Annotated in this window: 24 protein-coding genes; 12 read left to right on the top strand and 12 right to left on the bottom strand. The window is 70.0% G+C overall.

Annotated features, from left to right (window positions below; all coding sequences use genetic code 11):
- Positions 1 to 171 precede the first annotated feature (171 nt).
- The 4 genes from ABZ801_RS16310 to ABZ801_RS16295 all read left to right on the top strand — a co-directional run bounded on the left by ABZ801_RS16310 (position 172) and on the right by ABZ801_RS16295 (position 4005).
- A complete protein-coding gene (locus ABZ801_RS16310) occupies positions 172 to 324 on the top strand; it encodes an LPFR motif small protein (protein WP_360698393.1) in 153 nt (50 codons plus the stop codon).
- A gap of 674 nt (positions 325 to 998) precedes the next feature.
- Positions 999 to 2180: a glycosyltransferase family 1 protein gene (locus ABZ801_RS16305; RefSeq protein ID WP_360698391.1), complete on the top strand. Its 1182-nt coding sequence runs from the start codon at positions 999 to 1001 to the stop codon at positions 2178 to 2180.
- A complete protein-coding gene (locus ABZ801_RS16300) occupies positions 2180 to 2920 on the top strand; it encodes a polysaccharide deacetylase family protein (protein WP_360698389.1) in 741 nt (246 codons plus the stop codon). The genes ABZ801_RS16305 and ABZ801_RS16300 overlap by 1 nt, the downstream gene beginning before the upstream one ends.
- Positions 2917 to 4005 (top strand): glycosyltransferase, encoded by a 1089-nt coding sequence (locus ABZ801_RS16295; protein WP_360698387.1) that lies wholly within the window; start codon positions 2917 to 2919, stop codon positions 4003 to 4005. The genes ABZ801_RS16300 and ABZ801_RS16295 overlap by 4 nt, the downstream gene beginning before the upstream one ends.
- Positions 4006 to 4012: 7 nt before the next feature.
- Here the strand turns inward: ABZ801_RS16295 and ABZ801_RS16290 are convergent, their stop codons facing one another.
- The 3 genes from ABZ801_RS16290 to ABZ801_RS16280 all read right to left on the bottom strand — a co-directional run bounded on the left by ABZ801_RS16290 (position 4013) and on the right by ABZ801_RS16280 (position 7310).
- Positions 4013 to 4504: a hypothetical protein gene (locus ABZ801_RS16290; protein ID WP_360698385.1), complete on the bottom strand. Its 492-nt coding sequence runs from the start codon at positions 4502 to 4504 to the stop codon at positions 4013 to 4015.
- Positions 4505 to 4535: 31 nt separating this feature from the next.
- Positions 4536 to 5741, bottom strand: a complete 1206-nt coding sequence (locus ABZ801_RS16285; protein WP_360698383.1) for a DUF6745 domain-containing protein — start codon at positions 5739 to 5741, stop codon at positions 4536 to 4538.
- 84 nt (positions 5742 to 5825) lie between these two features.
- On the bottom strand, positions 5826 to 7310 hold the full coding sequence (locus tag ABZ801_RS16280; protein ID WP_360698381.1) for an alpha/beta hydrolase: 1485 nt from the start codon (positions 7308 to 7310) through the stop codon (positions 5826 to 5828).
- Positions 7311 to 7508: 198 nt separating this feature from the next.
- Between ABZ801_RS16280 and ABZ801_RS16275 the strand changes: the two genes are divergently transcribed.
- Positions 7509 to 7907: an NUDIX domain-containing protein gene (locus ABZ801_RS16275; protein WP_360698379.1), complete on the top strand. Its 399-nt coding sequence runs from the start codon at positions 7509 to 7511 to the stop codon at positions 7905 to 7907.
- A gap of 262 nt (positions 7908 to 8169) precedes the next feature.
- On the opposite strand, the gene ABZ801_RS16270 is transcribed toward ABZ801_RS16275, so the two are convergent.
- The gene (locus ABZ801_RS16270) at positions 8170 to 8646 is read right to left on the bottom strand and encodes an HIT family protein (protein WP_360698377.1); all 477 of its coding nucleotides are present in this window, start codon (positions 8644 to 8646) and stop codon (positions 8170 to 8172) included.
- A 152-nt stretch (positions 8647 to 8798) separates the two neighbouring features.
- Complete coding sequence (locus ABZ801_RS16265) at positions 8799 to 9659, bottom strand: helix-turn-helix transcriptional regulator (RefSeq protein WP_360698375.1); 861 nt, start codon at positions 9657 to 9659, stop codon at positions 8799 to 8801.
- A 129-nt stretch (positions 9660 to 9788) separates the two neighbouring features.
- Between ABZ801_RS16265 and ABZ801_RS16260 the strand changes: the two genes are divergently transcribed.
- The gene (locus tag ABZ801_RS16260; protein WP_360698373.1) at positions 9789 to 10361 is read left to right on the top strand and encodes a short chain dehydrogenase; all 573 of its coding nucleotides are present in this window, start codon (positions 9789 to 9791) and stop codon (positions 10359 to 10361) included.
- A 190-nt stretch (positions 10362 to 10551) separates the two neighbouring features.
- Entirely contained in the window at positions 10552 to 11355 is an 804-nt protein-coding gene (locus ABZ801_RS16255) for a helix-turn-helix transcriptional regulator (protein WP_360698371.1), read from the top strand.
- Between the two features lie 40 nt (positions 11356 to 11395).
- Here ABZ801_RS16255 and ABZ801_RS16250 read toward each other — a convergent pair whose 3' ends face one another.
- Both ABZ801_RS16250 and ABZ801_RS16245 read right to left on the bottom strand, forming a co-directional pair.
- On the bottom strand, positions 11396 to 12478 hold the full coding sequence (locus ABZ801_RS16250) for a hypothetical protein (protein WP_360698369.1): 1083 nt from the start codon (positions 12476 to 12478) through the stop codon (positions 11396 to 11398).
- Positions 12475 to 12969, bottom strand: a complete 495-nt coding sequence (locus ABZ801_RS16245; protein ID WP_360698889.1) for a sigma-70 family RNA polymerase sigma factor — start codon at positions 12967 to 12969, stop codon at positions 12475 to 12477. Before ABZ801_RS16245 ends, ABZ801_RS16250 begins: the two co-directional genes overlap by 4 nt.
- A 340-nt stretch (positions 12970 to 13309) precedes the next feature.
- Between ABZ801_RS16245 and ABZ801_RS16240 the strand changes: the two genes are divergently transcribed.
- Complete coding sequence (locus tag ABZ801_RS16240) at positions 13310 to 13999, top strand: DinB family protein (protein ID WP_360698367.1); 690 nt, start codon at positions 13310 to 13312, stop codon at positions 13997 to 13999.
- Positions 14000 to 14125: 126 nt separating this feature from the next.
- On the opposite strand, the gene ABZ801_RS16235 is transcribed toward ABZ801_RS16240, so the two are convergent.
- The 3 genes from ABZ801_RS16235 to ABZ801_RS16225 form a co-directional block, all read right to left on the bottom strand.
- Positions 14126 to 14431 (bottom strand): pyridoxal-phosphate dependent enzyme, encoded by a 306-nt coding sequence (locus ABZ801_RS16235; protein WP_360698365.1) that lies wholly within the window; start codon positions 14429 to 14431, stop codon positions 14126 to 14128.
- 344 nt (positions 14432 to 14775) lie between these two features.
- On the bottom strand, positions 14776 to 15081 hold the full coding sequence (locus ABZ801_RS16230; RefSeq protein WP_360698363.1) for an AzlD domain-containing protein: 306 nt from the start codon (positions 15079 to 15081) through the stop codon (positions 14776 to 14778).
- A gap of 14 nt (positions 15082 to 15095) precedes the next feature.
- Positions 15096 to 15773 carry an AzlC family ABC transporter permease gene (locus tag ABZ801_RS16225; RefSeq protein ID WP_360698361.1) on the bottom strand — a complete coding sequence of 226 codons (678 nt, stop codon included), beginning with the start codon at positions 15771 to 15773 and terminating at the stop codon, positions 15096 to 15098.
- Between the two features lie 95 nt (positions 15774 to 15868).
- On the opposite strand from ABZ801_RS16225, the gene ABZ801_RS16220 reads away from it, so the two are divergent.
- Positions 15869 to 16405: an XRE family transcriptional regulator gene (locus ABZ801_RS16220; protein ID WP_360698358.1), complete on the top strand. Its 537-nt coding sequence runs from the start codon at positions 15869 to 15871 to the stop codon at positions 16403 to 16405.
- Between the two features lie 1774 nt (positions 16406 to 18179).
- Here ABZ801_RS16220 and ABZ801_RS16215 read toward each other — a convergent pair.
- Together ABZ801_RS16215 and ABZ801_RS16210 are read right to left on the bottom strand one after the other, a co-directional pair.
- Positions 18180 to 18800 carry a hypothetical protein gene (locus ABZ801_RS16215; protein WP_360698356.1) on the bottom strand — a complete coding sequence of 207 codons (621 nt, stop codon included), beginning with the start codon at positions 18798 to 18800 and terminating at the stop codon, positions 18180 to 18182.
- Positions 18793 to 19182: a hypothetical protein gene (locus ABZ801_RS16210; RefSeq protein WP_360698354.1), complete on the bottom strand. Its 390-nt coding sequence runs from the start codon at positions 19180 to 19182 to the stop codon at positions 18793 to 18795. Before ABZ801_RS16210 ends, ABZ801_RS16215 begins: the two co-directional genes overlap by 8 nt.
- Positions 19183 to 19527: 345 nt before the next feature.
- Between ABZ801_RS16210 and ABZ801_RS16205 the strand changes: the two genes are divergently transcribed.
- The 3 genes from ABZ801_RS16205 to ABZ801_RS16195 all read left to right on the top strand — a co-directional run bounded on the left by ABZ801_RS16205 (position 19528) and on the right by ABZ801_RS16195 (position 21845).
- Positions 19528 to 20394 (top strand): helix-turn-helix transcriptional regulator, encoded by an 867-nt coding sequence (locus ABZ801_RS16205; RefSeq protein ID WP_360698352.1) that lies wholly within the window; start codon positions 19528 to 19530, stop codon positions 20392 to 20394.
- Between the two features lie 75 nt (positions 20395 to 20469).
- Positions 20470 to 20880, top strand: coding sequence for an ATP-binding protein (locus ABZ801_RS16200; protein WP_360698350.1), 411 nt, complete (start codon positions 20470 to 20472; stop codon positions 20878 to 20880).
- A 122-nt stretch (positions 20881 to 21002) separates the two neighbouring features.
- On the top strand, positions 21003 to 21845 hold the full coding sequence (locus ABZ801_RS16195; protein ID WP_360698348.1) for a sigma-70 family RNA polymerase sigma factor: 843 nt from the start codon (positions 21003 to 21005) through the stop codon (positions 21843 to 21845).

Raw genomic sequence — 21845 nt, 5'->3', positions numbered from 1 at the left:
CACTTGCCGCCCATCCCGAGCAACGCGCACCGCTGACGGCGTCCCGGCAATGCCGGCTCTCGCCTGACCGTGGACGGGGCTCGATGCGCCCGGGCCCGAATGGCGATCGCATGTGTAGAACTCGCCCTTCGGGTAGGGGTAAAGCCAGACCCCAAGGAAGGAAAAGGACAGATGCGACGCATCAGTGCCGCACTTCAGGCCATCATCGCCACGGTCATCAACGTCATCACGCTGCCGTTCAGGGTCATCGCGCGGCTGCTGACGCCCTCGCGGGGGCGTCCGGCCTCGGTGGGCCGCCGGAGCACCCGGCGGAGGGCGGCCTGACGTCCCGGCCCGCGTTCGCCGCGCGGGCCGCACGCGACGCGACACAGCCTGACATGTCCCGGCCGGTGATCGGCCGAGAACCCGCCAGTGGCCGGGGGCACCCGCGAAGCCCCCGGCCACTGGTCTGCGGTGACCCCCGACGCCCCGCCGTCGCGCTGCAATGGGACCGGGCAGACTTGAGGTCATGACAGACAGGCTCGAATGTCCTGACTGCGGGGGAACGGGTGAGGCGCGTATCGGTGCACTGGTGATGCAGTGCGAGTTCTGCTGCGGGGCCGGATATGTCGGGGACGACAATGAGCCTGCGGAGGAGCATCCGCCGGGGGCCGCCGTCGCCTGTCTGGGGACAGGTAGGGGCGGATGCTCTGCCGGGGTGCCCGTTCTGTTTGGGACGGGGCGTGGTGATCAGTTTGGGGTCCGAACGACCGGCGAGAGTGATGGCCGAAGTGCCCTGTGCGGCGTGTTCTGGTAAGGGACGGGACACGTCGTGAGCGGGGCGGAGTAGCCGGCCTGCGTTGGGCTCGAATCCGGGCGCGTGGCGCGAGTATCGGGCCCGCGACGTCTACGTGGGACGCAGCCGCGCCTGACCCTGGTCCCCGCCGTTTCCGTGATGTTCGCCCTGCCGGTGTCGGACGGCGACCGCCGCGTCGGGCGCGGTGGACACCCTCTCCGCCGTGAAGGTCGCCATCGTGACGGAGTCGTTCCCGCCCCGGGTCGACGGGGTGGCCAACTCGGTCGTCCGTGTCGTCGAGCAGCTCACCGCCCGCGGCCATGATGTTCTCGTGATCGCGCCGGGCGGTCCCGGGGACGCCGTGGGGCTCGGGCCGAGCGGCCCCGGCGGGGTGCCGGTCGAGCTGGTGCACGGCGTGTCCCTGCCGTTCTACCGGTCGTTCCACGTGGGGTTGCCCACCCGCCGCGTCACCGCCGCCTTGCGCGATTTCCGGCCCGACGTGGTCCATCTCGCCTCGCCGCTGGTGCTGGGCCTGTCCGGGCTGGCCGCCGCGCGCCGCCTCGGCATCCCGGCCGTCGCGGTGTTCCAGACCGACGTCGCCGGGTTCGCCCGCTGCTACGGGGTGCGCGGCGCCGATCCGCTCATCTGGTGGTGGCTGCGCCGCCTGCACCGCCGGGCGGACCGTACGCTCGCGCCGTCCACTCCGGTGCTGGCCGAACTGGAGCGCCGTGGGGTGCCGCGGCTGGCGTTCTGGGGACGGGGCGTGGACCGGCGCCGTTTCCACCCCGGCCACCGGTCGCCGCAACTGCGCGCCCGGCTCGCCCCAGGCGGCGAGGTCGTCGTCGGGTACGTGGGACGCCTGGCGATGGAGAAACGTCCCGCTCTCCTGGCACGGATCGCCGACCTGCCCGGAATGAGACTGGTGGTCGTCGGGGACGGTCCCGAACGGGAACGCCTGGAGCGCCTGCTGCCCGACGCCACGTTCACCGGATTCCGCACCGGGACGGAACTGTCGGAGCTGGTCGCCTCCCTGGACGTGTTCGTCCACACCGGTGCGGACGAGACCTTCTGCCAGGCGATCCAGGAAGCGCTGGCGTCGGGTGTGCCGGTGGTGGCGCCCGCGTCGGGCGGTCCCGTCGATCTCGTCCGGCCCGGTGTCAACGGGCTCCTGTACGCACCCGGCGACGCGGGGCAGTTGCGCGCTTCGGTGTCCGCTCTGGTGGAGCACGCCACGTTGCGGCACTGGATGAGCGAGCGTGCCGTGGAGTCCGTGCGGGGTCGCGACTGGGAGTCGGTGTGCGACGAGCTGATCCGCCACTACCGCGAGATCGCGGGGATCGCCGCCCCCGACACGCCACCGGGCCGTCAGGACGCAAGGGCGCGGCAGACAGAGGACGCCGTGTGATGGGCGAGGCCACGTTCCCCTTCGTCGTCTCGGTACACGACGCGGCGCCCGTGACGGCGGAGGCCGTCCAGCAATGGCTGGACGACCTGGACGAGCGCGGCGTGCCGTCCACCGTGCTCGTCATACCGGGCCCCTACGGCGGCGGCCCCGCCCTACCGGACGCGCCCGACCTGGTGCGGTTCCTGCACAAGGCGGCCGTGCACGGACACGAGCTGTCCCTGCACGGACTGGAACACCGGGACGTGCCCGGAGGGCCGCCTTGGCGTCGAACCGTGAACCGGGTGCTGGCCAGAGGCGCGGGCGAGTTCTGGTCCCTGTCAGAGGCACAGGCGCGTGCCCGGCTGCGTACGGGGCTGGACATCCTCACCGACGCCGACATCGGAGTGGTCGGGTTCACCCCGCCCGGTTGGCTGGCCTCCCCTGGCACACGGCGCGCACTGGCCGCCCTGGGGTTCACCTACTGGACGAGCCATCTGGGCGTGCACTGCCTCCCGGGCGGACCCTCACGGCGCATGCCCGCGCTGTCCCATCGCCCCGGCGGGGCGGGCGAGCAGGCAGGTGCGCGCCTGATGACGAGGGCCGCACGTGCCTTCGCCCGGGTACGCATGCCGTTCCGCATCGCCCTGCATCCAGCGGACCTGCCCAGGCCGGGCCTACGGGAGGCCGCACTCGACGCCATCGACACGGCACTCGCCGCAGGTGGCCGTGCCGTCACCTACGAGACGCTGGTGACCGCGTGAGGATCGTGCAACTGGCCAACCTCTACAGCCCGGTGTCCGGTGGCCTGCGCACGGCCGTCGACATGCTGGGGAGCGGGTACGTCGCGGCGGGGCACGAGCGTGCGCTCGTCGTCCCGGGCCGTACGTACACGCGGCGGGAGACGGAGGCGGGGCTGGTCGTCACGGTGCCGGGGCCGTCGGTCGCCCCCGGGTACCGGCTCGTCCTGGATCCGCGTCCGGTGCTGCGCGTGCTGGGCACCCTGCGCCCGGACGTCATCGAGGTGTCCGACAAGGCGACGCTCACCGTGGCGGCGCGGTGGGCGCGACGCAACGACGTCCGTACCGTGCTGTTCTCCCACGAACGCTTGGACGCGATCCTGCGCGCCCGTATCCCCGCCTGGTTCCCCTTGGAAACGCTGACGGACCGGTGGAACCGCCACCTGGCGACCGCGTTCGACGCCGTGGTGATCACCTCCGCGTACGCGGCGGCGGAGTTCGCCCGGGTGGGAGCGTCCCGCCTGCACCGCGTGCCGCTGGGCGTCGACCTGGAGACGTTCCGCCCTGCCGTGGCGACGCCCGGCGGCTCCCTACGGCTGGTGCATCTCGGCCGTCTCTCCAAGGAGAAACGACCGGACGTCTCGTTGCGGGCGTTGGCCGAGTTGCGGCGCCGGGGCGTCCACGTCCATCTCGACGTGGTGGGCAGCGGCCCGATGTACGCCGCGCTGCGTGAATACGCGACGCGCCGGGGGCTGCCTGTCACGTTCCATGGGCAGGTGCGGGGGCGAGCCGACGTCGCGCGCCTGCTTGCCCAGGCGGACGTGTCGCTCGCCCCCTGCCCAGTGGAATCCTTCGGGTTGGCCGTGCTGGAATCCCTTGCCTGCGGCACGTCCGTGGTGGCGGCCGACAGGGGCGCCGCGCACGAGCTGCTGGCCCCGGGCGCCGGTGTCACGGCCGCGTCCACGCCCGCCGCCTTCGCCGACGCCGTCCTGGAGCTGGCACGCCTGCCCGCCGACCAGCGTCGCAAGGCGGCCCGTGCCCGCGCCGAGTCCTACCCCTGGTCGGCCACCGTCACCGGCATGCTGGACGTCCTCACCGGCCCGTGGTGAAGCCCGGTCAGTCGGCCACGAACACGTCCCGGGCCGGTGCGAAACCGACGCCGCGCACGGTGTCGGCGCCGGGCCCCCGCCGCTCGCGCTGCCGGCGGATCACGTAGGTGCCCGGCGCGATGCCGCTGCCGCCGTGCTCGGGATGGATGAGATACACCGGGGCGGTCGCCCGCAACGCGCCGACGGCGAGCCGGTCACCGTCGGTGAGCTGGGTGGTCCACTGGCAGGTGCGGGGGTCGGCAACGAGCGTGTGCGGGTTGCCGCCCGCCACGCCGCGGACGATTTCCACCCCGGCCTCGGGCACCCACCGCCACTCGGCGGACGCCCGGATCGTCACCTGCGGCAGCATCGCCAGCGGAACGACGATCAGGTCCCCCTGGGCCTGCAGCCCGTCGATGACCGGGATCGTCACCTCCCGCTCCAGATGGTCGAGAACGTCCAGCCCGGTGCGCCGCGTCAGGTCGGCGAGGGTGGTGGCATGGGTCATGGCAGAGTTCATGCGGATCACTTCCTGAGGTGAGGGGTCGGGTTCAGGTGCGGCGGGCCAGCTGGGCGTACTGCGCCCCCGTCAGGCCGTAGGACCAGCCGGCCGCCGCGACCGGGTCGTCGATTCCGGCCGGGACGCTCAGCCCGTACCGGCGGCGGTGCCCGTCGCGTTCGACCGAGCCGTTGACGGCGAGCAGCACCCGCGTCGTCCCGCCGAGGCTCCAGGGCACGTCGTAGAGCTGGAGGTCGCAGCCCGGGTTGCCGGGGTCGGTGGTCTCGGCGACCAGGCGCAGCCCGGCCTGTTCGATGTAGGCGTCCCAGCCGATGTGCTCGATGGCGCTGCGGCGCACCTCGACGTTGTTCTCCCGGTGGATGCGCTCGACGGTCGGGTCGGTGATGACCCAGGACGGGACGAGCGTGCCGTGCCAGGAGTACACGCCCCATCCGTCGCGGAACCGCACGGCCGGGCCGTCCTCGCAGTGCAGCCGCCGCTGCCCGTGGAGACCTCCGGGCAGCGGCTCGGTGCGCACGGTGGCGGGCCGTTCGGACACCACGCACACGTCCTCGCCCGACCACCACCAGCCGCACGACCGCGCGACGGCGGCCCACACGTCGAGCTGCCGTTCCTGCTCGGCCCCCACGCGCAGCGCCCCCACGCGCAGCCGCGCGTCGACGTCGGCGATCCAGTGCGCGTCATGCTGCCCGTACCAGGTGCGCCCGGCGATGTCAGGGGCGTCCAGTTCGGTGCGCAACGGTGTCGCGAGCTGGTCCCGCAGGGTGTACCCGAGCGACTTCTCCACGACCTCGTCGAGCACGCGGGCCAGCGGCCACCCCGCCTCCAGGGCCTCCTGTGGCGTCATCGCCGCAGGAGTCCACCCCATGCCTGGGGCCCACATCAGCCTGTCGATCCGTCGCCCCAGGTGCCGGAGCGCGGACATCTCGGTGGCCAGCCGGGAGAAGAACGGCCAGTCCGCACCCCGCGAGGGCGCCGACACACCCTGCAGCCGCAGGGGCCGGCGCTGGTCGTCGGGTAGCCGGGCGAGGGCGGCACGCGGCGAGTCCACCCAGACGAAACGGGGCGGACGCTGGCCGGCCAGCCGGTACAGCTCGGTGATGGCCGCCTCGGCGGCGGCCCTGTCGGCCGGGTCCACGGACAGCCCGTGCCTCAGCCACTCGTCTCGGATCTCGATGGCCCGGCGCAACCGCTCGCTGGCGATCTTCGTTGCGCGCGGGGTGGTCCGGCCCGTCATAGGGCGGCGGCGGAGCCCGCCTTTCTTTCGATCATGCGCCCGATGGTGCCAGCGGGCCCCGGCGCCGCGCAAGACGTTTGGGCGTCAGTCACCCGTCCCGCAGACGACGTCGCGGCCGGGCAACCGGCCGGTGAGCAGGTAGTCGTTCACCTTCTCGTCGACGCAGCGGTCGCCGTAACCCGACTGGTAGGGCGCGTGGACGTTGGCCTTCAACGTGATCAGCCGCGAGCCGTTGAGCGCCTCGTGCAGGCTGACGGTGTCGCGATAGATCGTCCGGGTGTCGCCGGTGGCGCCGACGAGCAGCGCGGGGAGCTCGACCGCCACCTCGGTCAGCGGCTCGCGCGGGGCCCACGCCCAGAACGCGCAGGGGTTGGTGTTGGCGCCCAGCCCGCCGAACACGGGGTGGCGCTTGAGGTCCTTGCGGACGTCCCGCCAGTAGACCTGCGGGTCGCGCGGCGCCGCCGCGTCACCGCAGATGATCGCGCTCTGCGCGCTGCCGTACCGAGACTCGTCGCCTCTCAGCTGGAACACCAGGTCGTCCTTGAGCGCCCCGGTCGCCTCCACCGGGGTGCCGCCGGCGGCCTTCTTCAGCTGGACGACCGCGTCGGTGAACTCGGCGCGGTCCTCGTCCCGGTCCCTGTCGATCAGGTCGAACAGGGTGACCGGGACGATCGTGTCGTCCACCCCGGGCAGTCCCACGATCGGCAGCGGCCGTTCGGCCGCGGACTCGATGATCCGCCGCACGGCGCCGAGCACCTCGTCCTGGGTCGCGCCGAGGTGATAGGTGTCGTCGCGGCGCGCCGCCCAGTCCGCCCAGTCGCGCAGTGCCGCCTCGTTGGCGGGCTCGGTGCCGTGGATGAGGCGGGGGCTCCAGCGTTCCGGGTCCACGGCGCTGTCCAGGAGCACCCGGTCGAGGCGGCCGGGGAACATCGCGGCGTAGACGGCTCCCAGGTACGTGCCGTAGGACCCGCCGTTGTAGGAGACCTTCCGTTCGCCCAGGGCGCCGCGCACCACGTCCATGTCCCGGGCGATGTTGCGGGTGCTGATGTGCGGCAGCGTGTCCGGATGCGCGCGGGCGCACCGCCGCGCCAGATCCCGGGCGAACGCGACGCCCCGGTCGAACGAACGCCGGTCGAGCCCGGACGACCGGATCCACGTACTGGCCGGCCAGCCGCAGTCCACCGGCGCGCTGCGGCCGATCGACCGCGGGTCCATCCCCACCAGGTCGAACCGGGGCCCCGCCTCCTTCATCAGGTCCCGCATGTACGGCGGCATGTCGATCGCCGGTCCGGGCCCGCCCCCGTTGAGGATCATCGTGCCGATCCGGTGGCGGGGGTCGCTCGCCCGCAGCCGCGAGATCGCGATCTTGATGGTGCGTCCATCCGGCCGCGCGTAGTCCAGCGGCACGGTGACGTCCGCGCAGCGCGCCCCCGCCGCGTCCAGTTGCCTGCCCACCTCGTCGTCCGGGCCCAGCGTGCAGTTCTTCCAGTGCAGACGCTGCTGGTAGAAACGCCCGAGCCCGTCTTCGCCCGTGTCCGCGTCGGCGACACCGGCAGTCCCCGCCGCCAACACGGCGACGGCGACCGCGACGCACCTCCGCAAAAGGCGGCGCCCAATGTGATTCATGCGGCGAAGCTATTCACGCCCCGCCATTTCTGACATTGACGCCCCCACCCCTATTGATCCTCCGGTCATCCCCATGGACGGCTCTCGGCGGCGGGGCCCGGCTCCTCCGGCCACCCGGCCCGCCCCCTACCATCGGTGACGATGAAGACCATCGACAAGGTCGCCTGGATCCACCTCGACGACGGCAGGATCCTCGGAGCCCGCTCCCGCGGCAAGGACGTCTACTACCTTCCGGGCGGCAAACCCGAACCCGGCGAGTCCGCCCTCGACACCCTCGTCCGCGAGATCGACGAGGAACTCGCCGTCACCATCGACCCGGCCACCGCCCGCCACCTGGGCACCTTCGAAGCCCAGGCCCACGGCCGGACCGGCGACGTCACCGTCCGCATGACCTGCTACACAGCCGACCACCACGGCACCCTCACCCCCAGCGGCGAGATCGCCGAGATCGCCTGGCTCACCTACGCCGACCGCACCCGCGTGTCCCCCGTCAACCAGCTCATCTTCACCCACCTCCACCAAACCGGCGCCCTCCACTGACCCCGGCCTCGCTCCTTTCCGCGACGCGAGGATCGGCGGGTCGCGGTCCGCTGCCGGGGACGGGCGCCGCAACGTCACCGCGCGGGCGGAATCCCGGACACCACCACGACGGCCCGCTCATCCCCTCCAGGGCAGCTGAACGATACGGGCCCCTCACCGGCAGTTTCCCGCTTCGCCGTCCAGCAACAGCAGCCATCTCACGCCCTGCGGACGCGCCACTCGCCGGTCGCCGGGATCACAGCAGTTTCGTCCGTCCTGCCGTTCACGGCGTGGACATCGTCCCCGGAGACTCCAGATACCGCCGAATGTCGGCGGCGATCTCGTCACGCTGACTTTCGCTCAGGACCCGCCCTTCGGACTGGCTGAGCAACGCGAACACTTTCGGCCCCCGCAGCTCCGCCGCCAAGTCCCGCATGCGCGGGACGATGTGGAAATGGACGTGGGAGAAGCCCTCGGCCTCCGCGAACTGAGCGACATAGGTCTTGGCGCAGCCGGTCGCGGCGTGCAGAGCGCGAGACAACCGCACCTGCCACTGCCCCAGACCTGCGGCTTCGGCGTCGGTCAGCTCGGCGATGGCGGTCACGTGCCGGAGAGGGACCAGGACCAGCCAGCCGCGCAGACCGGTGCCGAACGCGTGGGCCACCCGCCAGTACTGATCGGACGCCAGGTGTTCCCGGGGCGGCAGTGAACCGAGGCGCGCATTCTCGTCACATATCAGGCATCCCGCAGATGTCGTCACGGTCCCCGATATTAGGTCGCACCCACCGGCTCAACCGAGAAAACCCGACACCGCTACTGATCAACTGACGAACCGCAAGAACGCCCCCTGGCAACGTTCGCATTCCTTGCCCGAAATCGCGGTATCGCTGCGCGAACAAGACGCCCGAGTGCTCACCTTGGCGCGGCGGCGGTCAGGCCGGCCAGCAGGCGCAGGGCGGCCTCGGACGGTGATCCCGGCTCGGCGTTGAAGACGGCCACCCGCTGCCCGTCGTCGTTCGGCAGCGTCATGAACTCGGCCGTCAGCATCATGCCGCCCACCAGCGGATGGTGGTAGGCACGCGGGCCGGTCTCGCAGTCGGCCACCGGGTGCGAGGACCACAGTTCCGCGAACTCCCTGCTCGCCATGCTCAGCTCGCCGACCAGTGCGGCCAGTTCCGGGGCGTCCGGATACCGGCCGGCGATCAGGCGCAGGTCGGCGACGGTGGAGCGGGCCTTCCGCGGCCAGTCGGCGTACAGCGCCCGCATGTGCGGGTCGAGGAAGAGCAGGCGCGCGATGTTGGGACGACCGGTGGGGTCGGCGGGCGCGTCGAAGTCCAGGTGCCCGGCCAACAGGGCGTGTGCCATCGGGTTCCACGCGAGCACGTCGGTGAAGCGTCCCAGGACCAGGGCCGGCACGTCTCCGAACGAGAGGATCATTCGGCGGACGCCCGGCCGCACCCGCTCGGGCGCGGCCGCGTGCCTGCGCGCATGCGTCCTGGGCCGGGCCAGCGTGTACAGGTGAGCGCGTTCGGCCTCGTCCAGCCGCAGGACCCGGGCGACCGCGTCGAGGACGGCGTCAGAGGCGTTCGGGCTCTGCCCCTGTTCGAGACGGGTGTAGTAGCCGGCGCTCACCCCGGCGAGCTGGGCCAGTTCCTCACGGCGCAGGCCGGGCACTCGACGACGCCCCCCGTACAGGGGAAGGCCGGCGTCCTCGGGCCGCACACGCGCCCGCCGCGACCGCAGAAACTCCCCCAGCTCCGCCTGAACGCGCATGCCGGCCATTGTCGTGCATGCTCACCCCGCCGTGCCTGCACCTGACAGGTGTAGGCACAGCAGAGGGATGGCCGGTCCCTGACACCTCCCGCACGCTGATCCCCGACGGACACGAGCGGAGGAACTTGCATGCGCGTTCTTGTGATCGGCACGACGGGCACCATCGGCCGCGCGGTCGGCGACCTGCTGGGCGGGCACCACGAGGTGGTGCCCGTCTCACGCCGCGGCCCCCTGCGCGCGGACCTGACAGACCCGGCGAGCATCGACGCGATGTTCGCCGAGACCGGCCGGGTGGACGCGGTGGTGTGCTGCGCCGCCAACGCGCCCATGGCGCGCCTGGACGACCCGGACTACTGGACCGGCCTGGACGGCAAGCTTCTCGGGCAGGTGAACCTGGTGCGGCAGGCGGTCCCCCATGTCCGCGACGGCGGATCGATCACCCTCACCAGCGGCCGGTTCGCCGAGCCGGTGCCGGGCACCTCGCTCGGCCACCTGGTGAACGCCGGCCTGGAGGCGTTCGTCCGCGCGGCGGCCACAGAGTTGCCACGCGGTCTGCGCCTGAACGTCGTCAGCCCAGGGTGGGTCCGGGAAACCCTCCAGAACCTGGACATGGATCCACAACAGGGCACTCCAGCGGCCGACGTGGCCCGCCTCTACGCCAGCGCAGTGGAAGGCGCCGCCCAGGGCCACATCTTCACCTGAGCCACAAGACTCGTCACGGCGCCGAGAAAGCCAATTCTGTTTCGTCCCGCATTGAGGTCCTGCCCGGAGGGACATATTGCGCCACTTACCCATCTACTCGACACGTCGGGCGTGATTCTGTGTGCTTTACCGGCTGAGCCTGGACGTTCTGCCTAATCCAGTGGGTGCCGGGGTGGTAGAACGCTCGGTTATGGGCGAGGAGCGGCTGCGGGAAATCGGGCGGGAACTGCGGTGGCGGCGGGCGGCCGCGGGGCTGACGGACGCCGAAATCGCATCGCAGGCCGGTGTGCCTGAACCGACGGTGTCGCGGGTGGAGACGGGTCGGCGGGTCTCCGACCCCGAGGCGGTGCTGCGGCTGTTCGCGGTGCTGGACATGGAGGCCGCGGAGGCCGGACGGCTGGCCGCCCTGGTGCAGGACGCCTATGCGGAGACGGCGCCTCGACGGATGGAGGCGGGCGTGTCCTTCCGGCCCGGCGCCGCGGTGGATCTGGGCGAGAGGGCGACGGCGGTGTGGGGGTTCGGGGCGTTCGTCGTTCCCGGGCCGCTGCGGACGGCGGAGTACGTGGCCCAGTCCGCGCTGCCCATCGGGGGCGGCGGGGTGGACTGGGCCGTGGTGTTGGCGGACGAAGGTCGGCGGTTCACGTTCGTGCTGGCCGAGGCAGCGCTGCGGACGCGGCCGGGCTCGGGGGCGAGCTTTGCGGGACAGCTGGCGCATCTGCTGGCGGTGGCGGAACGCCCCAATGTGCGGCTGGGCGTCGTGCCGGGCTCGGCGGATGGCTGGCCGCGGCTGCCGCTGCACGGCTTCACGGTGTTCGGCACCCTGGCCGTGACGGTGGAGACGTTCACACGCGAGCTGACCCTGACCGACGCGGCCGAGGTGCGCAGGTACGCGGAGATCTTCCGGGAGTACGAACGCGCCGCGCTGTTCGGCGACGAGGCCCGCCGGATGCTCGGACGGGCAGCCCGCGACAGTCCAGGAGACCACGGCGCGTGACTACCCGCCGGCCAGTTCATCCCCTCGACGGCTGAGGCGGTCAGGGCATCGGCATGCTGTCTTCGCCGACGCGTCCAGTGGTGACCTTCGTCCCGCTGACGACATGGACACGGTCGCCGATCACGGCGACGATCCGGTCGCCGGGCACCTCGAACATCGTCGCCGCATCGGGAGCGCTCGGCGGCAGCGGCACCTGACGCGTGATCGTCTTGGTGACCGTCGAGTACCACACCACGCGGTTCTGCCTGCCGTTGCGCACCAGCGCCACGATGTGCGTGCCGTCCTTGTCGAACGCGGCGCCGCACAGCATCCCGTCACCGATCCCCAGCGGGACCGGGCTGATCCGGCCCGTCGCCGTGTCCAGCGTCTGCAGGGTGCGCTCCAGGTAGTCGCCCATGGTCTCGAAGACCAGTTCCCGGCCGTTCGGCGCCCATCGCAAAGAGCCGGCCAGCGCACGGGGCGGAAGGCGCGTGACGCGTTGCTCGCCGGTGGCGGGGTCGACGACCATGATGACGCCCCTGGCGGAGGCGCCTCCGCATTCCTTGCCCGCGAACGCGATACGGCGCGTCCCCCGGGACACGGCCAGTTGGTCCGGCCCCTCCCCCATCTGCTGCCGCAGGGTGGCGCGGCGCAACTCGGTCAGCCCCTCCTTCGGTCGGCCGTCCGCTCCCAGGATCAGCCGGTAGAAGCGGACACTGCAGGCCTGCGGGTCGGCGGTGGTGAGGACGAACGTCCTGTTGTCCCCCGAGTCGGCGGAGTCACGGAAGCCCGACGACCCCCTGGGCGCGGGGAGCGTCGCGATCTGCTGGCCGGTGTCGGCCTTTCGCACCCTCACCCACTGACCGCCCGTCGGCCACGGCCCGTCGAGCACGTAGTCGATGCCCATGTAGGCGGCCAGGGAGAAGGCCGGGGACGCGCCGTCCCGCCGGTGCTGCGACCACGGCGCGACCAGGAGGACGACCGCGATGGTCGCGGCGGCCGCCACGGCCAAGCCGCCGAGCGGCACCGGACGCAGGCGGCGGCGCCGGGGCCGGGCGGGCAGCGGCTGCAGTGCCTCTGGGCGGACGGTGTCGGCGGCGTCGGCCAGGGCCGCCCGTAGCAGTTCGTCGGAGACTCTGGTCATCGTTCTTCCTCGTAACGGTCGCGGAGCGCGTCCAGGCCCCGGGAGATGGTCGACTTGACGGTGCCGGGCCGCACGCCCATGGCGGCGGCGATCTCCGCCTCGGAGAGGCCGAGGTAGTAGCGCAGGACGATCGCCTCCCGCTGCCGGGCGGGCAGCCGGGTGAGGGCTCGGAGCACGCGCCGGCGGTCATCGGCGAGCAGCGCGTCGTTCTCCGCCGACCACACCGGCTCCGGGGGCTGGAACAGCCGGTTCGTCAGGGCCCGGCGACGCAACAGCGTCCGGCAGGCGTTCAGCACGGCGGCCCGGGTGTACGCGAGCAGCTCTGGCGGCGCGGCGGGCAGCCCGTTCCCCCGGCCACGCCTCTCCTGACGCCGCTGCAGCCGGGCGTACACGTCCTGGACGACGTCCTCCGCACTGCCCAGATCCCCCACAAGCAGCACCGCGAGCCGTACCAGCGACACGTGATGAACCCGAAACAGCCTCGTCAGCACGTCATCGGCCGCGGCGGCGCCCGCGTCAGCCGCAGCGGCGCCCACGCCGGATCCCCCGGCCTCCTCAGCCTCCTCCAAGCCCACGTCTCCGTCAGGGCCCTCGGACGCTCCACCGCCGTCGCGGCTCGCACCGCCCACCGCCGCGGCCAGTCCACTGTGCAACCTCATGCCCTGAGAACCAACGAACCCGGAAAAGGTTGCTTCCGTTCCCAGACGCCCACGGGTGCCGTCCGCCGGAACGGACCGCCAATGCCCTCGCGGCCCTGTTGGCACGTGGGCCGCTCCCTGCGGGTGTCCGGCGTCACCGGAAAAGGTTGCTTCCGTTCCCGGACATCCACCGATGGCGTCCGCCGATGCCCTCGCGGCGCTGCGCCATGGCGCGCCCTGTGCAGGGGCAAGCCGCTCCCTGCGGGTGTCCGGCGTCATGTGCCAAACTGCCCCGATGGCTGGCTTCGACCCCAAAGCAGACCTTCACCGCTGCTTGCAGGACGCGCGCGAGGTCCTGTTGTGGAAGCTGGAGGAGCTGTCGGAGTACGACGTCCGCCGCCCCATGACTCCGACCGGCACCAACCTGCTGGGGCTGGTCAAGCATCTGGCGGGCGCCGAGGCGGCATATTTCGGCGCGACCTTCGGACGTCCCTTCGACGGGCCGCCACTGTGGATCGCCGGGGAAGCCGAGCCGAACGCGGACATGTGGGCGACCGCCGACGAGACGCGCGAGCAGATCGTCGACCTGTACCGACGGGCCTGGGCCCACTCGGACGCGACGATCGAGTCGCTGCCCCTGGACGCGGTCGGCCGCGTGCCCGGCGGAGACGGGCGTGAGCTGACACTCCACCGGATCCTCGTCCACATGATCGGCGAGACTCATCGCCATGCCGGGCACGCCGACGTCGTCCGGGAACTCATCGACGGGGCCGTGGGCCAGCGAGACGGAGGCGGCAACATGGCGCCAGGCGATTCAGCGTGGTGGCAGGACTACCGAAACCGCCTGGAGCGCGTCGCCAAGCAAGCCGACCGAGGCACGTAACCGACCACGCCCGGGCTGACGGTTGAGCAGGACACCAGCGCCAAGGAACAGGGCACCATCGACAGCGGGTGGAGACGTCAGTGGGGCTGGCAGCGGGTGTGGCGTTGGCGGCGGCGCTGCCGGAGCTTACAGGGCCACGATGCGTTCACGCTTCTGGCGGAGGGGCTCGGCAGGGACGAACACCCGCGCGCGGATGCCGAGCCGACGACAGGAGAAGGCGACGCCCTGACCGTGGTCGCCGACACCGGCGCAGACCACCCCGCGCCGCCGCTCGGATTCGGTCAGCGAGGGCATCAGGTTGAAGGCTCCCCGGACCTTGTACGAGCGGCAGATCTGCCTGTCCTCGCGTTCGAACGTCACCGAGACGTCCAGCAGATCGGCCAGTCTCTGGTTCTCCTCCAGCGTTGTGGGCAGAGCACCGGTTCCAGCCACCCGGCCGCCCTCCGAGAGCCGTCCGGTGTCAGCCGATACGGTCGTTGTCCGCTCATGTGATCTTTGCCGCGGGGAAGGTGCCGGTCGGTGGCCGCGCTCGCGCCCGGCAGGCCACCGCAGAGCGCGACGAGCTGGCCACGAAGGTCAACGAAATCGCGATCCACCGGTACCCCTCCTGCTCGACAAGCTGCCGGAACAACTCGTTGCGCAAATCCAGCAGAACGCCCTCGCCGGAGGCGGTGTAACAGTTTTCGCAGGTGGAGAAGCCCCACCTTGTACACGCTGGCCGGGCTGCCGGGTAGGGGCCCCCTCCGCTCCTACTAGGCGCTGTCGGGGGATCCCCGTCAGGGAATGCCGAGCAGGCGCAGGACGGCGGTGACGGTGGCGGCGGCCAGGACGTCCGCCAGGAACGGGACCTTGCACCAGGCCAGCACTCCGGCGGTCAGGACTCCGGCCGGCCGCGCGATTCCGGCCCAGCCGCCTTCCTCGGTGAGCGTGGTGGTGGCCACGAGGGCGGTGAGCAGAACGACGGCGGCGTACTGCATCACCTTCTCAGCAGCCGCGGGGAACACGAGCCGGCTGCGCAGAAGCGGGCCGACGAGCCGGAACGCGAACGTGCCCGCCGCAAGGAGCAGTGCAGCCGCGGTCAAGGAGCCAGGGTCGTTCACCGGGACGCCTTGCGGGGGACGGCGAGGAGCGTCAGCCCGGCCAGGGCGAGCAGGACGGGCAGCCCGGCGGGCAGGAAGGGTGTGGCGGCGAGGGCGATCGCGGCACCGGCGAGGGCCGCGCGGCGCGTGTCGCGGTCGCGGAGGGCCGGGAGCGTCAGGGCCAGCAGAACGGACGGGAACATCGCGTCCAGCCCCAACGCGCCGGTGTCGTCGATGACGGTGCCAGCGAGACCGCCGGCCAGCGCGCCCAACGGCCAGCAGACCAGAATGCCCAGGCCGCAGGCCCAGTAGGCGGCGCGTTTGCGGGCGATGTCGTCCTGGGCGAGCGCGAAGGCGACGGTCTCGTCGTTCATCAGGTGCACGCCGAGAAGCCGCCGCGCGCCGCGGCCGAGGACGTCGGGCAACACCAGTCCGAACGGCACATGACGGGCGTTGACCACCAGCCCCGCCACGACCGCCGCGACGGGACCGCCCCCGGCGGCGATGATTCCGATAAACAGGAACTCCGCGGAGGCGGCCAGCACCAGCAGGCCCGTCACCAGCGGCAACCACAACGGGAACCCCGAGGTGACGGCGATCGCGCCGTAGGACGCGCCGATGACCCCGACCGCCAGGCACACCAGCGCGATGTCCCGCAGGACCCCGCGATCCAGCGTTCGCCATACCGAATGCATGACCGACATAATGAACACCCGTCGACTGTTCGTCAAATCGAACGATGGTCCGCTACATTGAACGTGTGGCGGAGAAAGCATCGACCAAGGTCCCCATGGGATCCATCGCGGCCGCTCTACGACGTGAGCGGCGCAGGGCGGGCCTGTCCCTGACCGAGGTCGCCGTCCGGGCGGGCATCGCCAAATCCACCCTCTCCCAGCTGGAGTCGGGCAGCGGCAACCCGAGCCTGGAGACCATGTGGGCGCTGTCTGTGGCCCTGGAGGTGCCGTTCTCCCAGCTCCTGGACCCGCCGCGGCCACGCGTCCAGGTCGTCAGATCCGGGGAGGGCGTCGCGGTGGCCTCGGCGCGCGCCGACTACCGGGCCGTCCTGCTCGCACCGAGCCCGCCCGGCGCCCGCCGCGACATCTACCGCGTCGAGGCCGAGCCGGGCACGGCGCGCGCCTCCGACCCGCACAACCCCGGCGTGACGGAACACGTCCTCCTGGCCACCGGCCGCGCCCTGGTCGGCCTCGCCGACGACCCGGTCGAGCTAGGCCCCGGCGACTACATCTCCTATCCGGGCGACCTGCCGCACCTCTTCGAAGCCCTGGAACCGTCAACCCAGGCCCTACTCGTCTCCGAACACACCTGACAGTCCCGCGCCAGCGCCCCAGTCGCAGCAAGAGGCAAAGCTCAAGAAGGAGACAGCATCCGCGCAGTCCACTCTCAGCGGACCTGTCGAGACGCCTGGACGACCCTCCTGGCCGCGCTGAGCAACGCCGTCCGCGAGGAATCCTGCCCCACAACGTGGCGGCCCTGCTCCGCGTCTCCAAGCCTCGGAAACGGCAGGTGAAGCCCCGGAGCCTGCAGGAGGCCCGGAAGCGCCTCCTGATCGATGAGACTCGATGCACGCCACGTACGCCCCTGGCTGTAAGGCTGCGGCGTGGCGAGGCACCGGCCTTGCGGCGGCCCGCTGTAAGCCTGGAGCATCGCCTGGCAGCCCCAGCGGATCAACGGTCAGCTCCCGCACCACGAGACCAAGACGAAGGCATCCGCCCCGGCCCGGCTGCGCGAACGCCAGGGATGAGGAGGCGGCGGCCAGTGGACCTCCTCAGATGTGGTGTTGACCACTCCAGCCCGCCGAGCCGCAGAACTGCAATCGCATCCTCGTGACGGCTCGCGATGGGGAGGACGTACACCGCGTCCCCGTCCACGTCACGCAGAAGACCTACGCCTCCTTCCTGGTGGGGACGTCCACCCCTGCGTGGTGATGCGGTCATTCGGCACAGACAGCTCGCCATCACGATGAACATCTACAGCCGAGGTGAGTACGGCTGGCCACGCGCACGCTGGGCAAGCAGCTCGGATAGGAAGGCGCCGTAGCTGCACTTCGCCGTCGTACGGAGATCACGAAGGCCGGTTCCCCCCAGGGAGCGGCCTTCGGCAGTGGGGGGTTCTGTTCGGGGGGCGCCCCCCGATAGACATGACAAAGGACCAGATGGAAGCGGCCTTCAACCACGACCACACTGGTCCCAGGTCCGAAGTGGAGCAGAGGGGATTTGACCCCTGACCCCCTCGATGCGAACTACCGGCGATCATGGGCCTTCGCCGCTCTGCCGAGGTCGTGAAGTGTGCCGTTGGCAGATCACGTGAGCCGCCGTGTGGCGCCGTTGCTGTACTTTTCTGCTGTACAGCAGTCCCGCTTGACCTGCGACAGCACCCGAGCAATCCGAGAACAAGCCGACCCGGAGCGCAGGGCCGGCCACGGCCCGAGCACTGGAAGCGGCGCGTCAGCCGATCCCCCAGCCGCAACGGCGCCCAGCCACGTACAGCGATCGTAGCGGCCGAGGTTGTGACCATCTGATCCGTAGCAAGATCAGCAATGTCCACAGCCGTCCAAAGTCATCCCCTGACCTGGCCGTACTCCTCCCGCACGTCCACCACCGTCCAAGGTCATCCAGCACCGTTGTTAGCACTCGCGTTAGCACACCGACCGTCCCGGAGGGTGCGCCCGCGCGAACGGCGAGACGCTGTGACAGACAGTTTCGCGCGGGCGTGCCCTCCGGCCCGCGGGGGGCTGGGGGTCGCGAGACCCCCGCTTCGCGCACGCTCAACCAGCGTGTGAGCCTCCGTGCGGGTTCGGCGGGTTAAGAAGCCGCTTCGCTTCTCACTCAACTACGAGAGGAGAGTCACTAATTGCCTGATGCAAGAGGCTCGATAAAATCGAGGCCAGTGATGATCTCGATATTATTCCCGCTCTCCCGAAGTTTTTCCGTCTTCAGGTTGGCACTCTTGGTCATACCTGGTTTGAAGCGAGCAGGATCCTGATCGGCTAGGACCAAGATATCAGTAGCCTTCGCGGGCTCCCTCACTGGCTTTCCGCTGCAAGGCACAACAAAACAGCATCCATTTTCATCTGCCTATAGCTAACGATTCACTATAAGGGCAAGCAAAATCATGCCAGCCACAAGCCCGAATATAAATGCATAAAAGGTCGGTTTCCAGGCGACCACTACCTGTGCTGGCGGCGGCGTAACTACGCCCTCGATCCGATCGGCGTGGAGCCTGATGCTATCGACGGTATCTTCCAGTTGCCCCATCAGGCTATTCCGCCCCTGAGGTCGGCTCATACTATTGAGGGCGACAGAAACTGCTTCGAATCGCTCTAGTGCAGACTCCATTCGGGTGGCGATCCTATCAAGATTTCCCGCCTCACTTATTTTGGTTCCAGCTTGAAGAAGCGTGATAGCAACATCCTCATTTATGTTTCGACCTGCAGTCCAAAGGGCATGAGCAACGTCTTCGTTGATGTTTCGAGCAGCGACTTCAAGTGCATGAACGACGTCGGGCGATACCACCCCATCCTGCAAGGCTTTTCGCAAAAGCCTTGCAAGCGCTGGCGCTTCCTTTGACAGTTTCTCAAGTATCGCTTGCGTCGTCTTGTCAATAGCATTGATAGTGCCATAGTTGTCCCGGCCGATGAACGCCCCGGAGCCATGGTTATGCTGTTCAAAGCGAGACGGTTCGTCGCCTGAATGATCAGTCATTAGGGTTCCTTGGTGCTGCAATGCCACCGTAGTTGTCGCGACCAATAAAGGTGCCAGAACCATGATTGTGTTGCTGGCCGATGTTTGTTGTCTCTGTCGCTGTGGGCGTGGAATTTGCTACGGCCTCGATGTCGGCTTGGATCTCGGGATGCTCGGCCAGATAGGCGGCCAGGAGTAGACCCCACCGGGCTTTCACATCGGCCTCTGACACCGTTCCTCGGGCGAGGGCAACAGTGTCGTCCTCGACAGTGCGGAGTGAAGTAGATTGCTCTTCCTCGCTTCCCGCTCGGAAGATGCGCCCTACCCACGAACGCACGGCGTCTACCTGACCATTGAGCATGTAGGCAACCAGGTTTGCCGCCGCGCCAGTAATGATCGCCATCGTCGCTGGGTCTAGCACCTCAGACACGCTCCCCTCATGACCCGGAAACTCGTCGGCCCCAATAACCGATCGGGCTTCACTCTAAGGGCAGAGAAGGACGAGAATCAGTGATCACCGTGTCCGCAACATGCCAGTTTGCGGCCGCACCGCTTGGGGCAGGGCTTTGAGCCTTGCCGGTCGGCCGGGGCGGGACCGGCCCGGAGAGGCCGCATGCCCGGCCCGGACCGACCGGCGGCGGCCGCGTAGCGGGCGCCCTTGAAGACGTAGAGAAACTTCTCATCCGGCTACGTATGGCCTGGTTGGCGGCCTGGCGCCGTGTCTCGGGACTTGGTGGGCACTCCGGCAATGGTTGGCACTGGAGCCTGCGCGGTGGTGTGGGCGTGGGTGGTAGAACGCTCGGTTATGGGTGAGGAGCGGTTGCGGGAGATCGGCCGGGAGTTGCGGCGGCTGCGAACGGCGGCGGGGCTGTCGGGGGTTGGGCTGGCATCGCGGGCTGGTGTTCCTCAGCCGACGGTGTCTCGGGTGGAGACGGGGCGGCGGGTCTCTGATCCTGAGGTGGTGTTGCGGCTGTTTGCGGCGTTGGGCTTGGAGGCTGCGGAGGCTGAGCGGCTGGCTGCCTTGGTGCGGGACGCGTATGTGGAGACGGCGGCTCGGCGGGTGGATGCAGGGGTGTCCTTCCGGCCTGGGGCTGCGGTGGAGCTGGCGCGGGATGTGGCGGTGGTGCGGGCGTTTGGGGCGTTGGTCATGCCGGGGCCGTTGCGGACGGCGGAGTATGCGGCCGAGTCCGAGTTGCCTGCTGGGGATGGCGCGGTGGACTGGGCGGCGGTGTTGGGTGATGAGGGTCGGCGGTTTACGTTTGTGCTGGCTGAGGCGGTGTTGCGAACGTGGCCGGGGTCGGGGGCGTGTATGGCCGGCCAGTTCGCGCATGTGCTGGCGGTGGCGGAGCGGCCGAACGTGCGGTTGGGGGTTGTGCCGGGCTTGGCGGGTGGGTGGTCGCGGGTGCCGTTGCATGGCTTCACGGTGTTCGGGGATGCGGCGGTGACGGTGGAGACGTTCACGCGTGAGCTGACCTTGACTGATGCGGCCGAGGTGCGCCGGTATTCGGAGATCTTCGAGCGGTACGAGCGGGTAGCGGTGTTCGGGGATGAGGCGCGCGGTTTTGTGGAGCGGGCCGCGCGTGAGATTGCGGAGATCATCGAATCTATTCAGTGAACTCGTTGAATAGACCATGCGGTCTGGCATACGCTGCGTGTTCGCGTGCCGTATAGCCCCCTAGACGCATGGGCGGTGGTCGATGTGAGGCGTCTGTCTCGCCTGTTCGAGGGCCGACCGGAATCAATCAGCGAGGCTCGGGCATTCGCCTGGGCGTTCATGGTCGGCCGGGTCCCTGACGAGTTGGCCGACCAGGTGGCACTGGTCGTGAGCGAACTGTGCACCAACGCCGTGGAGCACACGGCCAGCGGAGAAGTGGGCGGCAAGTTCGTCCTGGAGTTGGAGGTGTTCCCCGAACACTTGCGAGTGAGCGTCGTCGACATGGGAGCGCCTTCGCTGCCGAAGCTGTCCCTCGAAGGTGCGGACCTGGAGGCGGTGAACGGCCGTGGGCTGTTCATCGTCGACGCCGTCTCGAAGGCATGGGGCTCGCAGGTGGTGAGAGTCGGGCGTCGGGTGTGGGCGGACGTCGCCGGGGCATCGGTGTGAGCGGGCCGCCGATTCCGCGTCGTCGGCGGCGCCTGCGTACTGTGAGCTCCTCGACCGGTCGTGAGCTTTTCGGCACGGTGTCTAGGGTCCTAGACTCGCTCGGAGGCACCGGAGGAGGCGTCATGCCAGGCGAGTTGGAGCGAATCGCGCAGATCAAGGACCCCTACGAGCTGCTGCGTGCCGCGACTGAGCGCCTGGCGGAGGCTCAGCAGGAAGTCACCGAGCTTGCCCGGCTGCGGCGGCGGCTGATCCAGGATCTGCATGCACAGGGCATGTCGTACGCGCAGATCGCACAGGCCGCCGGACTGAGCCGGGGGCGTATCCATCAGATCCGGCACACAGGGCCGGCGCCTGAGGGAGCGTTCCTCGGTTCGGGTGAGGTCATCGTGGTCACCCCGTTGCGCCCGGACCCGGCGAGTGACCGGACATATGTCGCGCTGGACGACCTGACGACGGGCAAGCGGCTGGAAGAGCTGGCCCGGACGTTCGATCTGTCGGTCAGCTATGACCATGTGACGCTTGACGGCGAGATCGACCTGAACCGGCCGGGGATGTTGGTGATCTGCGGTCCTCGGATGTCGCCTGCGATGCGGGACGCCTACGGCAAAGACCCTGTGATCGCCTGGGACCGCGACGAGAAAGGTTGGCTGCTGCGCGACACCCGCAGCGGGGCCGAGTACCGGTCGGGTCAGGAGGAGGATCCGCGGCGTCCGTACGACGTGGGGTATCTGGGCCGTCTGCCTCGGCCGGATGGCAAGGGCAGCATTCTGGCGATCGCGGGTATCCACCCGGAGGGCTCGCTAGGCGTGGTCCATCTGCTGACGACCGATATCGGCAGCCTGTGGGGGCAGGTGGGCGCTGACCGGTTCTCGGTCGTGATCGGTACTGAGTACGACCCGGACACCCATGAGCCCGTGCGGACGGAGTTGCTGACGCCGATCTATCGGCATGACGAGGACAGTTGA

The organism is Actinomadura sp. NPDC047616 (assembly GCF_040642915.1).
Taxonomy (GTDB): Bacteria; Actinomycetota; Actinomycetes; order Streptosporangiales; family Streptosporangiaceae; genus Spirillospora; species Spirillospora miaoliensis.
Note: the sequence above shows the minus strand (reverse complement) of the source record. Positions and strands in the feature narration are given on the sequence as shown.